The 20392-nt window shown below is 34.0% G+C and carries 16 protein-coding genes; 7 read left to right on the top strand and 9 right to left on the bottom strand.

Going from position 1 to position 20392, the window contains the following annotated elements; translation table 11 throughout:
* Window positions 1-451 precede the first annotated feature (451 nt).
* Both ACFSR1_RS07840 and ACFSR1_RS07835 read left to right on the top strand, forming a co-directional pair.
* Window positions 452-2455 carry a polysaccharide lyase family 7 protein gene (locus tag ACFSR1_RS07840; protein WP_378291299.1) on the top strand — a complete coding sequence of 668 codons (2004 nt, stop codon included), beginning with the start codon at window positions 452-454 and terminating at the stop codon, window positions 2453-2455.
* 295 nt (window positions 2456-2750) lie between these two features.
* Window positions 2751-4088 (top strand): RICIN domain-containing protein, encoded by a 1338-nt coding sequence (locus tag ACFSR1_RS07835; RefSeq protein ID WP_378291297.1) that lies wholly within the window; start codon window positions 2751-2753, stop codon window positions 4086-4088.
* Window positions 4089-4189: 101 nt separating this feature from the next.
* Here the strand turns inward: ACFSR1_RS07835 and ACFSR1_RS07830 are convergent, their stop codons facing one another.
* A complete protein-coding gene (locus ACFSR1_RS07830; RefSeq protein WP_378291296.1) occupies window positions 4190-4741 on the bottom strand; it encodes a hypothetical protein in 552 nt (183 codons plus the stop codon).
* Window positions 4742-4960: 219 nt separating this feature from the next.
* Here ACFSR1_RS07830 and ychF point away from each other — a divergent pair, with 219 nt between their 5' ends.
* From ychF to ACFSR1_RS07815, 3 genes are all read left to right on the top strand, one after another.
* The gene (gene ychF / locus ACFSR1_RS07825; protein WP_378291294.1) at window positions 4961-6055 is read left to right on the top strand and encodes a redox-regulated ATPase YchF; all 1095 of its coding nucleotides are present in this window, start codon (window positions 4961-4963) and stop codon (window positions 6053-6055) included.
* A gap of 129 nt (window positions 6056-6184) precedes the next feature.
* Entirely contained in the window at window positions 6185-7084 is a 900-nt protein-coding gene (locus ACFSR1_RS07820; RefSeq protein WP_378291292.1) for a DMT family transporter, read from the top strand.
* 148 nt (window positions 7085-7232) lie between these two features.
* A complete protein-coding gene (locus ACFSR1_RS07815; RefSeq protein ID WP_378291290.1) occupies window positions 7233-9422 on the top strand; it encodes a tetratricopeptide repeat-containing hybrid sensor histidine kinase/response regulator in 2190 nt (729 codons plus the stop codon).
* A 25-nt stretch (window positions 9423-9447) separates the two neighbouring features.
* On the opposite strand, the gene ACFSR1_RS07810 is transcribed toward ACFSR1_RS07815, so the two are convergent.
* On the bottom strand, window positions 9448-10218 hold the full coding sequence (locus ACFSR1_RS07810) for an alpha/beta fold hydrolase (RefSeq protein WP_378291288.1): 771 nt from the start codon (window positions 10216-10218) through the stop codon (window positions 9448-9450).
* 135 nt (window positions 10219-10353) lie between these two features.
* On the opposite strand from ACFSR1_RS07810, the gene ACFSR1_RS07805 reads away from it, so the two are divergent.
* A complete protein-coding gene (locus ACFSR1_RS07805; RefSeq protein ID WP_378291286.1) occupies window positions 10354-12231 on the top strand; it encodes a M61 family metallopeptidase in 1878 nt (625 codons plus the stop codon).
* A 57-nt stretch (window positions 12232-12288) separates the two neighbouring features.
* On the opposite strand, the gene ppk2 (ACFSR1_RS07800) is transcribed toward ACFSR1_RS07805, so the two are convergent.
* From ppk2 (ACFSR1_RS07800) to ACFSR1_RS07780, 5 genes are all read right to left on the bottom strand, one after another.
* Window positions 12289-13083 carry a polyphosphate kinase 2 gene (ppk2, locus tag ACFSR1_RS07800; RefSeq protein ID WP_378291284.1) on the bottom strand — a complete coding sequence of 265 codons (795 nt, stop codon included), beginning with the start codon at window positions 13081-13083 and terminating at the stop codon, window positions 12289-12291.
* Window positions 13084-13086: 3 nt separating this feature from the next.
* Window positions 13087-13932 carry a polyphosphate kinase 2 gene (gene ppk2, locus ACFSR1_RS07795; RefSeq protein WP_378291282.1) on the bottom strand — a complete coding sequence of 282 codons (846 nt, stop codon included), beginning with the start codon at window positions 13930-13932 and terminating at the stop codon, window positions 13087-13089.
* A 64-nt stretch (window positions 13933-13996) separates the two neighbouring features.
* Window positions 13997-15736, bottom strand: coding sequence for a phytoene desaturase family protein (locus tag ACFSR1_RS07790; protein ID WP_378291280.1), 1740 nt, complete (start codon window positions 15734-15736; stop codon window positions 13997-13999).
* A 141-nt stretch (window positions 15737-15877) separates the two neighbouring features.
* Complete coding sequence (locus tag ACFSR1_RS07785) at window positions 15878-16336, bottom strand: SRPBCC domain-containing protein (RefSeq protein ID WP_378291278.1); 459 nt, start codon at window positions 16334-16336, stop codon at window positions 15878-15880.
* A complete protein-coding gene (locus ACFSR1_RS07780; protein WP_378291276.1) occupies window positions 16329-16658 on the bottom strand; it encodes an ArsR/SmtB family transcription factor in 330 nt (109 codons plus the stop codon). Before ACFSR1_RS07780 ends, ACFSR1_RS07785 begins: the two co-directional genes overlap by 8 nt.
* 195 nt (window positions 16659-16853) lie before the next feature.
* Here ACFSR1_RS07780 and katG point away from each other — a divergent pair, with 195 nt between their 5' ends.
* Window positions 16854-19067: a catalase/peroxidase HPI gene (gene katG, locus ACFSR1_RS07775; protein ID WP_378291274.1), complete on the top strand. Its 2214-nt coding sequence runs from the start codon at window positions 16854-16856 to the stop codon at window positions 19065-19067.
* A gap of 58 nt (window positions 19068-19125) precedes the next feature.
* Here the strand turns inward: katG and ACFSR1_RS07770 are convergent, their stop codons facing one another.
* Together ACFSR1_RS07770 and ACFSR1_RS07765 are read right to left on the bottom strand one after the other, a co-directional pair.
* Entirely contained in the window at window positions 19126-19653 is a 528-nt protein-coding gene (locus tag ACFSR1_RS07770) for a GNAT family N-acetyltransferase (protein WP_378291272.1), read from the bottom strand.
* Between the two features lie 26 nt (window positions 19654-19679).
* Window positions 19680-20147: a helix-hairpin-helix domain-containing protein gene (locus ACFSR1_RS07765; RefSeq protein WP_378291270.1), complete on the bottom strand. Its 468-nt coding sequence runs from the start codon at window positions 20145-20147 to the stop codon at window positions 19680-19682.
* Window positions 20148-20392: the final 245 nt, after the last annotated feature.

The following is a 20392-nucleotide window of genomic DNA, read 5'->3' as shown; positions in this document are numbered from 1 at the left end:
TAAAGCAAGAGGATGGATACTATTTATTACAAGTTTTAAATAATGGAATGCTAAAACTTGACGGGTTTTGAAATTTCTTAAATCTTTTTTGATAAGTTTTCTGCATTAATTCACTCAATTATCTGTTGATTTTTGGGTAAAAAAAATAATTTTCAAACAAGATGTGCTCGATTATGTAAGTGGTTAATTCGCTAAATATAGAATCATATTAAAATAATAAGATGATACTGTTTGTAGGATTTTTCGCGTGTTTTTAAGTGGTTTTAAAGTAGTAGAGATTCGGTATGTGCTGTATGCCAAAATTATGAATATGGAAAAAAATTGATAATTATTTTACGAAAACGTTTGCGGAGTGTTAAAAAAATAGTAATATTGAAAAATTGGTTAACCAATTTAATCAAATCGGTAGTTTAAGGGAAAAACGTTAACATTTTAAAAAAATTACTAACAAATGAAAAAATTACCAATCATCCGGGGAAAGTTGTTTTACTTGTCATTTATAACTACGTTCTTAGTGTTACTATTCATTTCAGCTGTTAGCTGTACCAATGAACAAATTGAAGATGAAGTTTTAGAGGGAATTAAAGGTAATTCTGAAATAAAGGCTTCTGTACCACTTCAAAATCCAGGATTCGAATCAGGTGAAGTGGGTTGGGGAGATACTGCAAAATATGCTATTTCCGGGGATGAGCACTCAGGATCTAAAGCGGGTAAAGTTACCAGTTCTTCAGGTAAGATAGAACAAACTGTAAGTGTTAGCCAAAACACTAATTATATCCTAAAAGCTTGGGTAAATGGAAATGGAAAACTCTCAGTAGGCGGCAAAATTAATGATTTTAATACCAGTAGTTATGAAGAAATTACTATTGCATTTAATAGTGGTAGTGCATCTTCAGTCACTATTTTAGGAACTAGAGATAGTGGCGATGTTCGTTTTGATGATTTTACACTTGACAGTTCTGAATCGGGTGATCCAACCCAATCAGGTCAGATCATACCAACAAGTGTCTCTGCCAACGGAAATCAAACTGGTTATGTACCTGAAAATACAGTAGATGGAGAAATTGAAAATACAGAATCAAGATGGTCATCTAATGGATATACGGGTAAGTACATCACATATGATCTTGGTGTTTCTAAAACAATATCAAGTTTAAAAATTGCTTGGTTTAAAGGCGATGAAAGAAGAGCATATTTTAAAATTAGAGTGGGTAACTCAACATCTTCTCTAAGTACAGTATATGATGCAAAAACAAATGGGAGTAGCGGTACTACTGAAGGATTGGAGGCCTATAATTTTGATAGTATAGAGGCTAGGTATGTAAGAATATCTTGTTTTGGTAATTCCAGTAGTAGTTGGAATAGTATCATTGAAACAGAAATTTACGGAGAACTTGGCAACCAAGAAGATACAACTCCTCCCGGACCTATTTCAGGATTAAGTGCAACAGCTGGTGATGGTACTGTTTCTTTAAGTTGGAACAATCCTGGAGACGCTGATTTTAATAATGTACGGATTACATATGCTGGTGGAAATGCTACCACATCTGGAGAAAGCAGAACTATTAGTGGTTTAACCAATGGAACATCATATACTTTTACCCTAGTAGCAGTGGATAATGCAGGAAATACATCATCCTCAAGAACAATTATTGCTACTCCGCAAGGTAACTCTAGTGGAGGTACTAATCCTTCTGATATTTTATCTAATTTGGATCAATGGAAAATTACATTCCCACTTGATGGAAATGGAAAGGATAGTACTAATGATAGCAAGTCAGGAAATAACTGTAATGATAGAAATAAAAATGCTTCTGATAGCGAAATAGAAATGGGAGATCTTATGGGACAAATTCCTGCACCATATGCTGAGTATTTTTATGTAGAAGGTGATGAAGTTGTTTTTAAAGCACATTGTGGTGGAGCAACGACTGGAGGATCAAGTTATCCAAGATCGGAGTTAAGACAAATGCCAGGAGGTAATGATAATTATTGGAGTATGAATGATTATCAATATCTAGATGTGCGTGTTAGAGCTACACATTTACCGGTAGAAAAACCAGAAGTGTCTATGGTGCAAATTCATGGTCCAGGTGATGAGCCTTTGCGTGTGGAGTATAGGTCAGATGAGCAAGGGTTACATGTCGTTCAAAATGATGATATTGAGGTAGATAATGTATTGCCTTACAGTTTGGGAGAGCAATTAAGAGTTACAGTTACTGTTCAAAATGGTCGAGTTTACTGTAGGATAGAAAATGAAAGTAGACCTAGTTTGGATGCTTGGACAGATGATTGGAAATCCGAGGATAGTACGGGATATTTTAAAGTAGGATGTTATACCCAATCTACAATGTTCTTAAAAGATTGTAAATCAGGAGAAGGGTATGATAATGAGTCCCCAGATGCTTATGGTGAAGTTAGAGTTAAAGATATGACGTTGAATGTTACCTATTAAAATATGGGTATAGTAAAAACTTAAAAAAAGACTGCTCTAAAGAGTGGTCTTTTTCATTATTATATGACTTAAAAATTAGTAAGATTAAACTGTTTATTTGGTGTAAAATTAGTTTTACTAAAAATTACTGTTAAATATCTAATAATCTGATAATTATTTTTAAAATATTTTACGAAAACGTTTGAGTTGTGTTAATAAATTACTAATATTGTTACAACTAGATTGGTTAACCAATTTTATTATTGGATAACCAAATATTTAACACAAATAATATTAATAATTAAAACTCACAATTATGAAAACTTATGTAACCCATCGAATGAAGGTGTTTTCATCTTTTCTTTCCAAAACTTTCCTGTTTCTAACTTTTATTGGTCTCGTGTCTTGTGAATCAGAAGAGTTTGAGAATTCTACAGAATCTGATTTAAAAGAAGAGTTTTTTCAAAAAGCAACGCCGATTGCTGGAAAAATTTACACCATTAAAAATTTAAAAAGTGGTCGCACATTAGATATTAAAAATAAAAGTAATTCGAATGGTGCAAATCTTCAGGTTTGGGGAACCGACGCTAACACAAGTGCAACTCATAGACAGTGGCAGATAATTTCTGTTGGTAATGGGTATGTCCGTCTGAAAGGAGTAGATAGCGGGAAATCACTCGAGGTATCCGGCGGGAATAATTCTAATGGAGCTAATGTGCAACAGTGGGCTTATCAAGGAACGACGCATCAACAGTGGCAAATAATTTCTGTTGGAAATGGATATTTTAGACTGAAGAACAGAGATAGCGGAAAGAGTTTAAGAGCAGGAGGTACAACGAATGGTAGTAATGCAGATCAATGGGCTTACAGTGGGTGGAATAGTCAGAAATGGTTTTTTACAGAGGTAGGAAGTACACCGCCACCGCCACCACCAGGAGGAGGAACCGCAGCAAGTATTATAGGAAGTGGTTGGAAACTAAATGGTTTTAGTGGTAACCTTAATGTTGGTAGTAATGACAATGGGTTAAATTATGCAGATAATGCAAGCACAAGTGAGAGTCATTTCTTTTTTGAAAATAATGGATATGCAACATTTAGATGTTACCCAGGAAATCCAACCTCTGGTGGGTCATCTAATCCAAGATCAGAGTTAAGAGAACTAGTAAATGGAGGAAGTAATTATTGGGATGGAACTACTAATACAGAACACTCAATGAAATGGAGATTTAAGATAGAAGACCTTCCACCATCGGGGAAACTATGTTTTGGTCAAATTCATGAAAGAAATGATAGTTACGATGATGTTATCCGTGTACAAGTTCAAGGAAATAGTGGGCAAAATTCAGGTTCGGTAGACCTTAGGATCTTAGGTTATGTAACAGAAGAAATAGAAGGTCAAGGAAGAACTATCGATTTCAATATGAATATGGATACTGAGTACTATTTTGAGTTAACGATGAGAAATAGTGTAGTAAGATTATATGAGTTAAATAATAGTGGCAGTAGAGTAAGAACATTGTTTACTTCTGTTAATATCGGAGATGCAGATGAGAATTATTTCAAAGCAGGGGCGTATTTGCAATCAACCAGCAGCAGTCATTCTGGCTCTAATGTATATGGACAAGTAGCAATTAAGAACCTTAGTGTAAACTAGATTAAAAGGATTATAATTTAACTTTAGATAGATTAGCTACCAAAATGGCCCAATGTTTTTACATTGGGCCATTCTTTAGTATTAGTGAAATCTAATACGGATTATTTTAATTTATATGTTAATGTTATTACGGCATCCGTTGCAGCATCGTATGTTTCAATAATTAGGTTTTTAGATTCATCAAAACGACCTAAACAATTATCATTTGCTCCATTATTTATCAGGTAATAACCATTAGATAGTGGTTTAGCTTTAGATGTTTTTTCTCCTTTTTCATCAATAAGAGTTAATACATAGCCGTTGCCATCGGGAATACTGCTGTATATCTTTTCATTAGAAGTAGTTCCAGAATTTTTGATCGATACCTTCTCGGGCGTATAAACAGCAGTTCTATTAGTTTCACCATCTTCCTCATCAGGACTTAGTTTTACTTCACTTTTTTTAGTAATCACTTGCTGTTGTTTGATTACCTTTTCTTCTCCGTTAGCACCTTTAATCCTGATGATTTTAGTTACGACTTCTTCAGAAGTATTTTCTTTAGCTTTTGTTTCCTCAACTTTCTCTTTTTCATCTTTTTTTTCCTCAGATTGAGAATAGCCAAGTATTGTACAGAAGAAAAACAGAAGGGTTACTACGTTACGCAATGTTTTCATTGGTTTATTTATTTGGTATTGTAAAATTACGAAAAAGTAATAAATCATTTTATAGTAATTAAATTATAAGGGCAATTACCAAGGTAAATGGGATTGAATATATTTACTTTTAAATATAATCTCTTTACGTTGTATTTGTATACTATCAGTTAATACTGTTATCTTTGCACTCTCAAAAATTTGAGCAAATATCATATTTGCTCTTATACATACATAAATATGAAAGCAGGAATAGTTGGATTGCCAAATGTAGGAAAATCAACACTTTTTAATTGTTTGTCTAATGCGAAGGCACAAAGTGCCAATTTCCCATTTTGTACAATTGAACCAAATATAGGTGTAGTAAATGTGCCTGATACGAGATTAGAAAAGCTCGAAGAATTAGTAAATCCAGAACGAGTTATTCCCGCCACTGTAGAGATTGTTGATATCGCCGGATTGGTAAAAGGAGCAAGTAAAGGAGAAGGGTTAGGAAATCAATTTTTGGGTAATATTAGAGAGACTGATGCGATTATTCATGTGCTTCGTTGTTTTGACAATGATAATATTGTTCACGTTGATGGCTCTATAGACCCAATACGTGATAAAGAGACTATTGATATAGAATTACAGCTAAAAGATTTGGAAACTCTTGAAAAAAAGCTGGATAAGATTAAACGAGCTGCAAAAACCGGTAATAAAGAAGCACAGAAAGAAGAAGCTGTGTTGCTAAAGTTGAAAGAAGGGTTAGAAGCCGGAACATCAGTAAGAGCTATCGAGATTTCTGAAGATGATCACCTGGCATTTGTAAAACCATTGCAATTTATTACAGATAAGCCTGTGTTATATGTATGTAATGTAGATGAAGGTGCAGCAGTTAATGGCAATGATCACGTAAAAAAAGTAAAAGAAGCAGTAGCTTCAGAAAATGCCGAAGTGATTATTTTGGCAGTTGGAACCGAAGCAGATATAACCGAGCTGGATGATTATGAAGAAAGACAAATGTTTCTTCAGGATATGGGATTAGAGGAGCCTGGATCTTCAGTGTTAATTAGGGCAGCATATAAGTTGTTAAATCAGCAAACATATTTTACGGCAGGTGTAAAAGAGGTTAGAGCCTGGACCATTCCTATTGGTGCTACAGCACCTCAGGCAGCAGGTGTGATCCATACAGATTTTGAAAAAGGATTTATTCGAGCAGAAGTTATTAAGTATGATGATTATGTGTCATATGGTAGCGAAGCCAAAGTAAAAGAGGCAGGAAAGCTTAGTGTAGAAGGAAAAGGATATGTTGTAAATGATGGTGATGTAATGCATTTCTTATTTAACGTATAACGCAGATAACCGTTTATTTTTATATAAAACCTCTTGGATTGTTTTTCTTAGAGGTTTTTTTAATGGTGAACATCGTAATTTTTGTCAATTGGAGAAAGTGTAATCTAATATTGAATCTAATTTTGCTCAATGCAAAAAAAGCAACCAATCCTTTTTGGAGTTATATTGGCTATTATTGGGGTCATTCTTTTTTCTGCTAAAGCAGTAATGGTAAAAATAGCTTATAAATTTGACATAAGCTCAGAGCATTTATTATTGTTCAGAATGTTGTTCTCACTTCCTTTTTATTTTGTGATAGCTACTTTGAATAAACCCTCAAACCCAGAAAAAATAAGGAAAACTGACTATTTGTGGATCGTATTCTTTGGTTTTGTAGGTTATTATTTAGCCAGTTACTTTGATTTCCTAGGATTACAATACATAAAAGCTGGTTTAGAACGGATAATTCTATTTGTGTACCCAACTTTGGTGATTATCATCTCTAGAATATTTTTAAAAGATAAAATAACAAAACAACAGTTGGTAGCTATAATTACTACATACATAGGAGTAGTAATTACTTTTTGGCAAGAACTTCAATTGGATAGCACAAATGTAAGCTTAGGAGTTTTATTGATATTTTTAAGTGCTTTAACATATGCTACATACTTAGTAGGAAGTGGTTGGTTAATACCTAAGTTCGGAGCTATTACTTTTACTTCTTATGCGATGATCGTGTCTTCTTTGTGCATTATTATACAATATTTGGTCTTTGATAGAGGTAACCTGATAAATTACAGCTCAGAAATATATGTTTTGGCTATTTTAATGGCTTTTTTTTCTACGATTATTCCATCATATCTTATTTCATACGCTATAGCAAGACTCGGGGCTTCTAATGTTGCTATCATCGGGAGTCTTGGTCCGATATCAACCATTATTCTTGCCTTTTTTCTTTTGAATGAAAGTGTGTCTAGCTTACAGATTATAGGTTCTGCTATCGTAATTTTAGGGATTTATAGTATAACTAGAAATAGTAAGAAAAAATAAAAATAGAATATGAAATTTTTAGCTTAACAAGATAAAACTAACGATTGTTTACTTTTTTTTAGTAAATTAACCTTAAAGATTGATTATCATCAATATTAGTTCGGATTATTGGATTGATTTCGGATAATCATTTTAAAAGTTACATATCTTGAGGAAAGTAATACTATTCATATATTTTATATTCTCTATTCCTTATTTGGTCTATACTCAGCAAGAATCTAGATTTCCCATTAATGATAGTCTTCAATACTTAATAGACACCTCTAATAACTTGACCTTTGAGTATAAGATCAAAGAATCTCTTGAGTATGCAATTAAAGCTGCTAACTACGCACATGAATTAGGTAACGATCATTATAAGTCAGAAGCCTATTATTTAATGGCTTATAATTATGAAACACTGGTAGATTACAAAAATGCAGAACTGTATTTTAGAAAATCATTGGAATATGCAGAAAAAGCCAATGACTCTTTACTTATATTATGGAATAACAATGGTTTGGGGAATGTATACTCAGACGGTTATAAAGATCTTGAAAAATCGTTAAGCTTCTATAATAAAGCCACTGAGCTAGGTAAATCACTAAATAATTCTCAGGAGTATATGACTCCTGTTATCAATTTGGCCTGGACCTATATCGATGCTAAAGAATATGACAAGGCAATTCCTTATTTAGAAGAAGCCGAAAAATTAGTAATAGAGAATAGAGATATTGAGGGATATTGTGAAGTGTACTACCTTAAAGGAAGACTAGCATTAAGTCAAAATAAGTATACTGAAGCAGAAGACTATTTTCAGGAATCGATAGAGATCGCAGAAAAACATAATATGTTACTAGAGCTATCCTATCTGTATGAAGCAAGGGCAGAAATGCATGAAAAAATGGGTAATCTTGGAGAAGCCTATAAAGATATAAAGCGATATCAGGAATATAAAGATCAAGTCTACAATAAAGAAAAACTAAAACAAATCGAAGTCGCTCGAGTTAGTTTTAATGTAGATGAATACAAAAGAGAATTAGAAATAACCAAAACAGAAAGGGAATATCAGGCCAAAATGGCAAAGAATAATAGGACGATTACTATTATTTCTGTAGCTGGACTTATATTTTTATTCGCAACCGCGTTTTTTCTTTTTATAGGATATAGATCAAAGAAAAAGTTAAGTGACGTGCTAAAGGATAAAAATGTACAACTTATTGAAGCAAAAGCTGAAGCTGAAAAACTAACACAAGTAAAATCTCAATTTATTTCTACTGTAAGTCACGAATTAAGAACTCCGCTTTATGGCGTAGTAGGAATAACATCATTATTACTCGAAGATGAAGATGTATTAGAGAAACATAGGCAATTGTTGGGATCATTAAAGTTTTCCGGTGATTATCTTTTGAATTTAATTAATAATGTACTACAGATTAGTAAGATAGAGTCCAATAAAGTTCGATTGGCAAAAACACCAACCAATTTATTTAAACTTTCACAAAATCTATTGAATTCTTTTGAGTATCAGGCAAAAAGTAAAAACAATGAGCTCGTACTTGAGGTGCCCAATGATTTACCGGATTCTCTTAATGTAGATTCGCTGCGATTATCAGAAATTCTCATCAATCTGATCGGTAACGCTTCTAAGTTTACAGAAAATGGAAAAATATGGCTAAGAATTAAAATTTTGAATAAAGAAGACAATACCATTCTTATTCGGTATGAAGTAGAGGATAGTGGTGTGGGAATTCCAGAGGATAAAAAAGACTTTGTATTCGAAAAATTTTCTCAAGTAGATAGAGAATCTAATAACGTAGAAGGTACTGGTCTTGGCTTATCAATTGTAAAAAACCTTTTAAAAATGATGGATAGTCAGGTGTTTCTGGAAAGTAATGAAGGAAGAGGGGCTAAGTTTTACTTTGATCTGGAACTAGAGATTTTAGAAGAAGGAGAAGAAGCAACTACAACTGATAGAAATAGCGGGGCAACCAATGTGTATCGTAGAATATTGGTTGCAGAGGATAATAAAATCAATCAAATTGTTACTAAAAACCTACTGGGTTTAATTGGGTATGATTGTGTGATTGTAGAAAATGGTTTTAATGCCATACAAATGGTGAAGAAAGAAGACTTTGATTTGATACTGATGGATCTTAATATGCCTTATTTAAATGGTAGCGAGGCGACGAAAAGAATCAGGGAATTTGACAAAACAACACCGATCATAGCACTCACTGCAGCAGAATTGGGCGAAGTACAAGAAGAATGTCTTGCTATTGGAATGAACGATATTATTAATAAGCCATTAAATAAAAATGATCTGAGAGATATTATAGCGAAAAATCTTTTGCCTTAACTAGGTTATCTGATCCCTAAAGTTCTTAGATTTTTAATGTATTTATAAAACTAGCTGTTGTTTCTACTACTATATTAGCAGCTTCTCTATGAGGCGAATGACCAACGTCTGGTATTATTAAAGCTTCAGAAATCCCAGAGGTTTTTTGTATGATACTAGATACTTGGTTTATAGTACCATATTCATCGTTCTCTCCTTGTATGATCAGAGAAGGACATTGTATTCCAGGTAAATAATTTTCTATGTTCCAATGAATAAAAGATGGGGAAAGCCAGGTTTCTGTCCACATCTTAAATACGTTTTCTGTTTTGTTCCCGTGGTATTTCTTTAATTTATTCTTTAAAGAAGTAGTCTCGTATGCCATTTTTGCATTTCGGATTCCTTCCAGAGTTTCCTTTTCTACAAATACATGTGCTCCTTCTGTAATGATTCCTTTAATCTTTTTGGGGTATAATGAGGCAGCTATTAGTGCGATGCTTCCACCATCACTATGACCAAATAGTATTACTTTTTCTAATTTTAGATGGTCAATTAATTTAGCCAATACTTGTGCTTCTTTTTTAAGATATTCTTGATCTCTTTTTGATATAGAAAATGGATCTGATTTACCATACCCCTGGCGATCATATGAAAGAACATTGCAGTTTATAGATTCACTTATCTTCTGTGGAAAATCTCTCCAAAGCTCGATAGAACCTAAAGAGTCGTGTAAAAAAACAATTGTTGCTTTTGAAGAATCAAACGATTCTGGATGATCAGAAAGTCGTATTCGATAAGTATCAATTAAAATATCCAAAGTGCTATATAAAGTAAATAATAGCCAAAAATAGGTTAAAGTCTATACAAATTCTATATTTTGCGGGACCAAAATTGTAACACCAAATAATTTTTTGCGTCTAGCAAAGTAAGTAAAAGTAAATAATTGAAATACATGAAAAATGCCTTAATAATAGTATCTATTGGTTTGGTACTAATAGGATGCGGATCTATAAACCAAGCAAATGATATTGCTTCTAAACTGCCGATTGCTACCGAAGTAGATTTAACTGAAATAACAGATGATAAGGTTCCTGTTGTTATTAATCCAGGACGTTTTACACAAGATACTGTAAAATATTTCCTTCCTAAAGTAGTACAAGGAACCTATGCTGTTAGTGATTTTGGGAAATTTGTAGATGGTTTTAGAGCACTGGATTATAGTGGAGCAGAGCTGGCAAGTGAGAAATTGGATACCAATACTTGGCTGATTACCAATGCTAAGCAATTGGATAAAATAGTTTATTTGGTGAACGATACATATGATATAGAAAACACAAGCGAGAGTACTCCTTTTTCGCCTTCAGGGACGAATATAGAACCCGATAATTTTGTATTGAATCTTCACGGTTTTATTGGATATTTTGATGTTTTAAAGAATAATCAATATGCACTGGAGGTAAAAGCACCTACCACAATGAAGAGAACTTCTGCTTTGCAAAAAGTAGGTTCTGAGTCGAGTGAAGACGGAAGCATTACTACTGATAAGTATTTTGCTACAAGGTATTTTGATATTACAGATAACCCAATGATGTATGGTAAGTTGGATGTAGAAGAGTTCGAAGTAGATGGAATAAAAATCGTTTTAAGCGTGTATTCGCCAAATAAAGTGTACACAGCAGCGGGAATTAAAGAAACTGTTTTTAAGATGATGAAGGCACAAAAAACGTATCTGGGAGATATCGATAGTACCCCTAGATATGACATCTATCTTTATCTTGCACCACAAACACAGTCTGCGCCCACTGGTTTTGGAGCACTAGAGCATCATACTTCTACCGTGGTGGTGTTGCCAGAAGCAATTCCGGAAGATGCCTTGGCTTCGGCGATGATCGATGTAGTTTCTCACGAGTTTTTTCATATAGTAACTCCGTTGAGTGTACATTCTGAAGATGTACATTATTTTGATTATAATGATCCAACTTTTTCTAAGCATTTATGGATGTATGAAGGTGTTACCGAGTATTTTGCAAGTGTATTTCAGGTGAATCAAGACTTGGTTCCAGAGGAAGAGTTTTACACTAAAATGATGGGAAAGATTGCATCCGCTAGTATGTTTGATGATGCTATGAGTTTTACGGTAATGAGTGAAAATATAATTGATGAACCATATGCTAAAAATTATGCGAATGTATACGAAAAAGGTGCTTTGATTGGTATGTGTATTGATATTTTAATGAGAAAAGAAAGTGAAGGAAACCGAGGCATATTGTCACTAATGAAAGAGTTATCATTAAAATATGGTAAGAATAAACCATTTGAAGATGATAAGATCATTGATGAAATTACTGCTATGACGTATCCTTCAATAGGAGAGTTTTTAGAAACTCATGTAGTTGGGAACACTCCAATTAATTATAATGAATTCTTTGAAAAAGTAGGACTTTCGATAGGAACAAAAAATATTGAAACTGACTATGTTAGAAATGGCGGTGCAATTATTGTTGGAGGAGATCAGGATAAAGGAACTATTTTCTTTACGGATCTGGTAACCGAAAATAGTTTTTGGGCGGATAATGGAGTAAAACCATTTGATGTTATTAAAGAAGTTAATGGAATCGCATTAACATTAAATAATGCCAACACTGAATTACAAAAAACACTTCAATGGCAAGAAGGTGATGATGTAGAAGTAAAACTAGATAGAGCAGGAGAAGAGATAGTTATAAAGACTAAACTAACTAAATCCTATACAAAAGGAGAAGCTTTATCATCTGTTGATAATCCAACCAAAGAACAATTAGCACTAAGAAGCGCTTGGTTAAAGGGATAGTGTTTTAAAAATATAAAAAGAAAAACGGGTCATAAAGACCCGTTTTTTTTTGTGGTACTATTTGTCATAAGGAATTTTATCTAAAACATGTCGAATTGCTTCAACTCTGGCTTTAGTCTTTTTATCTGCTTCAATGATAATCCAGGGAGAAATTTTTGTATTCGTATGCTCAAACATTTTTAATTTATACTTTGTGTATTCATCCCATAGCTCCTGAGCTTTTTCATCTACGTTGGTCATCTTCCATCTTTTTAAAGGGCTGGTCTTTATATCTTTAAATCTGCGAGCTTGTTCTTCTTTGGTGATAGAGAAGTAAAATTTAATTAAGTACGTATCAGATTCTAATAGCATTCTCTCAAAATCATTTACCTGACCCATAAAAGTTTCATACTGAGCCTGAGTACAAAAATTATTTACAGGCTCTACAACAGCACGATTATACCAACTACGGTCAAAAAATACAATTTCTCCAGGTTGGGGAAGTTGATTTACGTAACGCTGAAAATACCATTGTCCTTCCTCTTCCTTTGAAGGTTTTGGCAGTGCTATAATTCTAAACTGTCTTGGATTGATATGGGCGGTGATTCTTCGTATAGCACCTCCTTTTCCTGCAGCATCGCGCCCTTCGAAAAGTATGACAATTTTCTTATTGTTTTTAGCAGTCCATTCTTGTAGTTTGATAAGTTCTGCCTGTAATTCTTTGAGTTCGGTCTCATATCTTGCCATTCGAACTACTTTCTCAAAATCTGGTTTTTTATCAGCAAAAAGATATTTTATACCAATTTTAGAATTTATAAGCGCGAGATCTTCTTCAGAAAGATTTAGGTTTTTTGTTTTTTGAGTTACTGACATATTCTAAATATCTATTTGTTCTATATAGCGATAATATCGCAAGATGACGTTGGGATCTGGCAGAATAGTTGTTTTTGCCTTTGATCTCCCAATATAATCAAATTGAGAAAGCACGTAGCGCATACTCTCTAACCTAGCTGTTTTTTTGTTGTTAGTTTTTACAATAATCCAGGGACTAAAGGTAGTATGAGTCTTAGAGAACATCTGTTCTTTATAATGGGTGTATTTATCCCATAGATTCTGTCCTTCCATATCCACAGGGCTAAACTTCCAGATTTTAAGAGGATTTTTTAACCTTGCATCAAAACGCTTTTTCTGTTCATCTTTAGAAATAGAAAACCAAAATTTAATAACGATAATACCATCTTCATAAAGCATATGTTCAAATTCCGGAACTTGCACCATGAAATTTTTATATTGTTGATTAGAGCAAAAACCCATGACAGGTTCTACAACAGCTCTGTTATACCAACTACGATCAAAAAATACGATTTCACCGGGATTTGGTAGTTCTTTTATATATCTTCTAAAATACCATTGCCCCTTTTCAATTTCAGTGGGTTTTGCCAATGCGACAATTCGCATGGAACGGGGATTTAGGTGTTCTGTAAACCGTTTTATGGAACCTCCTTTTCCGGCGGCGTCTCTACCTTCAAAAATTACGGCAACTCTTAGCTTCTTCTTAGCTATCCAATTCTGAAGATTAACCAACTCTGCTTGTAGCGCTCTTAGTTCTTCTTCATATCTTATTTTGGACAATATTTTTTGGATATCAATATTTTTCTGGTGTGCTATATCGATAAGTTGTTTCCGTTTTTGAATTTTACTTAATTCTTCTATCGTAAACATATAATTTTTGGTTTGTTTTGAATTGATTGTCACTATAAAGATAAAAGAATATTCTTATTTAATTTTATTCTGTTTTTGCAAATGCATCTACACCAGAAGCAAGTCGGTCTCTTTTTACTTTTATTTTTTTTCGGATCCATTCAGGGTAGTCAGAATCATCTTCTGCCTCGTAAATCCTAATATTCTGCGAATCATCTGGCTGTATAAGATCTTCTTGTCTGCATTTAAGTATTTTTGCAGCAGTTTCTACGCCAGAATACCCTGCACCGGCAACTCCGTGTGATAAGACACTAGCACCACATAAATAGAGATTTTCTATTTCGCTTTTTGCCTTGTAAGCAAAAGGTCCGATTTGCCAGAAACTTTTTTCTGTTCCGTATACACAACCATTCGTAGAATTAATATAGTATTCGTTAGTAATTGGGGTTCCTAATTCTTTTTGAACAATTTTATTGTCAATTCCGGGAACCACTTTTTCCAACGTTCTAATCATTTTTTTTGTCAGTTGATCCTTAAAATCTAAATATTCTTTAGATCGGGTATCGCCTTCATTTTTAAACTTGTCAAAAGATTTATGGTTAATATAGGTAATTGCTTCAATGGTATGATATCTACCGTCAAAACTGATAGGATCTTTGAGAGTTGTACAGCTAATAAACATTCCGGGAAATACATCTCCTTCTAGTATATCAATTTTCTGAGTTTCTTCAAATAAAGTATCGAGGTCTTCATGTTGCATCATCCAGATGTTACCAGAGTCCAAGCCGGCCTTTCGCATATCCATATCCACAGTTACGAAAAGCATCAAAGAAGTACAGGAGTATTTGGTTTTACCAAGGCGCTTATTTAGTTTATTACTAATATTTTCTTTTCCGACCAGTTCGAGAAAGGTTTTGCTGGGATCCGCATTAGAGATAATCCGCTTGGCTAAAATCTTTTCACCATTCTCTAATTGTACTCCGATAGCTTTCTTTTTTTTGCCGCCTTCTAGTAGAATTTGATTCACTTTTTGACTTGTTCTTATTTCCCCATTATGTTTCTTTAAGGCATTTGTCATAGCTTTTACAAGGGCGCCTCCACCACCTACAGGGTAATAACCACCACTAGAGTAATGGCCCATAACTGCGGCGTGCAAGGGAAAACTAGCCTTAGAAGGAGGTAGCCCATGATCTCCTATTTGTATATTTAATACGGCTTTTAGTAGTGGGCTTTTTATATGTTTTTTTATGACTTTCCTTAAACTAAAAACGCTGTATTTACCCATGTTCTTAGTACGAAAGGGAATGGTAAGATGTGCCCAAAATCCCTTTACTTTTGGGATTAATTGCAGCTCATAGCTTACAGCACTAACAAGTTTTAGATAAGAAGCAATTCCTTTTTTCTCTTCGGGAAAAAGTTTGGCCAAGGCTTCTTTTATATTGTCATAACCTGCTGGCATGTCTATGCGTTCATTACCGACCCAACAATGTTCATAGGCTTTGGGGTTCATTCTAAAAAAGGAAACATCATTAGCAATACCAAGTCCTTCATAAAGAGTATTGGTAGATTCTCCTTTGTTTAACAAACCAATGTAATGTACTCCCGGTGTAAAGCGATACCCGTTGAGATAAAAACTATGGCACCAACCCCCGGGTACATCGTGCTGTTCTAATACTAAAACTTTCTGACCTGAACGTGCCAGACATATAGCGGCAGAAAGTCCACCTGCTCCTGACCCAATGATAATGGTATCATACTTTTTATTTTTATTTAAATCGTTTTGATTTTCAACAGGAGACACTTCCGCATAGTTTTCTTTTTCCATAGAGTTCAATAACTGTCGTTTAAACTTGTCCTTTTTAGCAGTTTTCGCTAAAGGTATTATTTTTTATGATAGTTGAGAAGCAGGTTGCAGGTATATCTTACGTTTATATATAAAAACTAAATTTCTGGAGTCTTAACATTGCTATTTTTTATTTGAAGTATCTACAAATTCTTTTAACCTATCAAAAACGGATCCCCAACCATTCATAAAGCCCATTTTTTCTTGTTGTTTACAATATTCCTCAGTTGGGTGGACTACATTAAATGTAAAACTTGTACGATCTCCATCTTTTTCAAACAAAGCTTGTATTTCTACACCTTCAGTCATAGGTTTAAAATTTGCAGATGAAATTATTTTTTCAAGTTTTACAATTTTAATATAAATACCATCAGCAATAAACTCATTCCCATCAGGCATAAGCATTGCATATTTCCAGGCTCCGCCTTCACTAAAATTATGTTCAATAACTTTAGTTTCCATTCCTTTAGGCCCCCACCATTGGACAATATGCTCTGGTTGTGACCAGGCTTCCCAAACTAATTCAATGGGTGCATTAAAGGTTCTTTGTAGAGATAAAGTACGATTATTTAAGTTATTCATTTTGTTCGGTTTTAGATTGTAATTTATTTAAATAGTTTTCGAAGGAGTCCAATTTTTCTTCCCATAGGATTTTGTATTGATCAATCCATAAGAATGCAGGCACAAGGTTTTTTGGCTTAATTAAACAATAACGCTCTCTTCCTTGTTTATGAATAGAAATGAGATCGCACTCTTCTAGGATTTTAAGATGCTTGGATATTGCAGGACGACTGATATCAAATTTTTCGGCTATAGAATTAATAGACATCGTTTGTTCTGCCAAAAGAGCAATAATATCTCTTCTAACCGGATCCGCAATAGCCTGAAAAACATCTCTTCTCATCAAAAACGTAACTGAATGGTTACAAATATAAACGTAATCATTCGGTTACGCAAATGTATGACTCATAATCTTTAAGGTGATTTTTGTAAGTATAGATTTTGTTTATTGTGAATTCATTTAAATATATAATCAATCTATAGATAATGGATAAGCAATTCATTAAATTTGAGAGTACACTTTAAAACTCATTACATTATGGATAGCACAGGAAGTTATAATATTAATACCGAAACCGATGTTAGCAAGTGCCCTTTTTTGGGTGGTGCTGCAAAAGGAGCTGCCGGTCAGGGCACTACAAATCGTGATTGGTGGCCTAACGAATTGAAATTAAATGTTTTAAGACAACACTCTTTAAAATCTAATCCTATTGATGAAGATTTTAATTATGAAGAGGCGTTTAATAGTCTTGATTATGCATCATTGAAACAAGATGTTATTAATTTAATGACTGAATCACAAGATTGGTGGCCAGCAGATTATGGGCACTACGGAGGATTTATGATACGCATGGCTTGGCACAGTGCCGGTACCTATCGTGCAGGTGATGGTAGAGGTGGAGCTGGTTCGGGTTCAATGCGTTTTGCTCCTTTAAACAGTTGGCCTGATAATGGAAATCTAGACAAAGCACGTTTATTACTTTGGCCAATTAAAAAGAAATATGGAAATAAAATTTCTTGGGCTGATTTGATAATACTAGCTGGAAATTGCGCTATTGAATCTATGGGGCTTAAAACTTTAGGATTTGGTGGTGGAAGAGAAGATGTATGGGAACCTGAGCAAGATATATATTGGGGTTCTGAAACAGAATGGTTAGGTAATGACGCGCGCTTCTCTGAAGGAAGAGATAATTTAGAAGCACCTTTGGGAGCGGTGCATATGGGACTTATTTATGTAAATCCTGAAGGTCCTGATGGAAAACCGGATCCTTTAGGCTCTGCGGCAGATATGAGAGTAACCTTTGGACGTATGGCTATGAATGATGAAGAGATTGTGGCACTTACTGCCGGCGGTCATACATTTGGTAAAGCTCACGGAGCCGCTAATCCAGATCAATATGTAGGAGCAGAACCGCACGGTGCTTCCATCGAACAAATGAGTTTGGGATGGAAAAATTCTTATGAAACAGGCGTTTTAGATCACGCTATTACTAGTGGTTTGGAAGGCGCATGGACACCAAATCCAGACAAATGGGATCATGACTATTTAAAGGTTCTTCTAGATTATGAATGGGAATTAACTAAAAGTCCTGCCGGAGCTCATCAATGGACGCCAAAAGCTGACTCTAAAGCTCCTACCGCGCCAACAGCTGGGGATCCTTCTAAACGTCAAGCGCTAATAATGACGGATGCAGATATGGCATTAAAGGTGGATCCTGAATTCCTGAAAATATCTAAACGTTTTAGAGAAAACCCAGAAGCGTTAGAAGATGCATTTATTAAAGCTTGGTATAAATTGACACATAGGGATATGGGTCCAATTTCTCGCTATCTTGGCCCTGAGGTTCCTAATGAGGAATTTTCTTGGCAAGATCCTATCCCAAAAGGGAAAACTCTTAAGGACTCCGAGATCGTTTCTTTAAAAGAGATGATTTCTAAATCAGGATTAACTATATCTCAGTTGGTAACAACAGCATGGGCGTCGGCTTCTACATATCGAGATTCAGATAAACGAGGTGGCGCTAACGGAGGACGTATTCGTTTAGAACCTCAAAAGAGTTGGGAGGTAAATAATCCTAAAGTGCTCTCAAAGGTCTTGGATGTTTATGAACGTATCCAAAATGATTTTTCAGGAGATGTATCGATTGCAGATTTGATAGTACTTGGCGGTAATGTAGGTGTAGAACTGGCAGCCAAAAATGCAGGATATAATATATCAGTTCCTTTTACCTCTGGTAGAGGAGATGCAACTCAAGAAAAAACAGATGTTGTTTCTTTTGGTTATTTAGAGCCACAAGCAGACGGTTTTAGAAACTATGTAAGGAGCGACCAAAATCAACCTGCAGAATCACTTCTAATCGACCGTGCTCAATTATTGACCTTGTCAATTCCAGAAATGACTGTGCTGATTGGAGGTCTACGTGTTTTAGGTGCAAATTATGACGGTTCTGATTATGGTGTATTCACTGATAGATCTGGTTCGTTAACAAATGATTTTTTTATAAATATTTTAGACTTTACCTATACCTGGAAATCGGTTTCTAATGATGATACCATATTTGAAGGAAGCGATCGTAAAACCGGAAAGGTGAAATTTAAAGGAACAAGAGCAGACCTCATTTTTGGTTCAAATACAGAATTAAGAGCTGTTGCCGAAGTTTACGCATGTGAAGATGCTGAAGAAAAATTCGTTAAAGATTTTGTGACAACTTGGTCTAAGGTAATGAACCTTGATCGATTCGATTTGAAATAAAAATGAAATAGAAAAATTGATATTTCTAAAAGGTGACCAAAATTATAGGTCACCTTTTTTATTTATAATTAATATTTTGAAAATCAGATTTATGAATTTTATAGTATGATGAGTTTTGAATCCCGTTACAAGGATCCTTTTTCCAAAACTTCATACCTAATTTTTCTAAAACCCTAATAGAAGCTTTATTTTCTCCATCGACTCGTCCTATAATTTCCTGAAGATGCAATTGATAAAATCCGTATTTTAACGAAGCAATGGCAGATTCGGTAGCATAGCCTTTACTCCAATGATCTTTAAAAAATCGAAATCCTATATCTATTAAATTTTCCTCATTTAACTTAAGTCCACACCATCCTATAAATTGATTGGTGTTTTTTAACAAAACAGCCCAACGTCCAAAACCATTCTTCTTATATTCTTTGTAGTTTTTTAAAAAGAGTTCTGCATTCTTGATCGATAAAAAAGGAAGATCTCCGGTATATTTTAAAACTTCAGGATCTGAGTTCAGTGTAAAGAAATCTTTTGCATCAGAAATACAAAACTCTCGTAAAATCAGTCTATCGGTTTCTACTATTATATTCATGATTTTTTATACTATCCATACAAATCCTAGAGAACTTCATGCCAATTCTTTACTGGTCTATCTTTTGGATATCCGAAATTGTTTCTATAGTTTTTTCTTTCTGTAGTAAAATCCCACCAATTTTTTGAATAATCACTAGTATTTGCAAAATGTACTGCCAATCTAAATTGATCTTCTACGCAAGAATCGATACGATATCCTTTCTTTTTTTCATATTGATTTGTTAGTTCAGCACCATCCTTATCTTGTAGTTCAGTAATAGAATAGTAACCTAAAAAGATTAAATCTTCGGCGAATTTAATTCCTATGGAAGGAATTCGTTGAAAATCAGCTAAAGCATATATTTCCTTTGCTCTTTCAGGGGATACACCAAGAATCACTTCTAATTCATCTACAGCATAATTGAGAATCTCAGAAATTTTAATCTTCTGTTTCCTTAGGTTAGATCTTTCAATGTCAGAAAGATTTAATTTTATGTTTGTTTTAGTTCTCATTAAGATGTGATCTTAAACTTAATTTTTCAAAAAAATTGAAGCCTATTTTCAAATTAAAATACAATATATAAAGAATAGATAATTAATTTTTCAACTAGTAAAATTAAAAAGATTGAAGCACTATATGTGCGAATAATTTTCACTGGATTTTCTATTAATCTATTGTGTGCCAATTAATCAACAAAAATTACGTTAGAATTGTTAATTACTTTGTAATATGACTGTTTTAATTTTGTAAGTGAAAC

This window comes from Aquimarina rubra (assembly GCF_042684305.1).
GTDB classification, from domain to species: Bacteria; Bacteroidota; Bacteroidia; order Flavobacteriales; family Flavobacteriaceae; genus Aquimarina; species Aquimarina rubra.
Note: the sequence above shows the minus strand (reverse complement) of the source record. Positions and strands in the feature narration are given on the sequence as shown.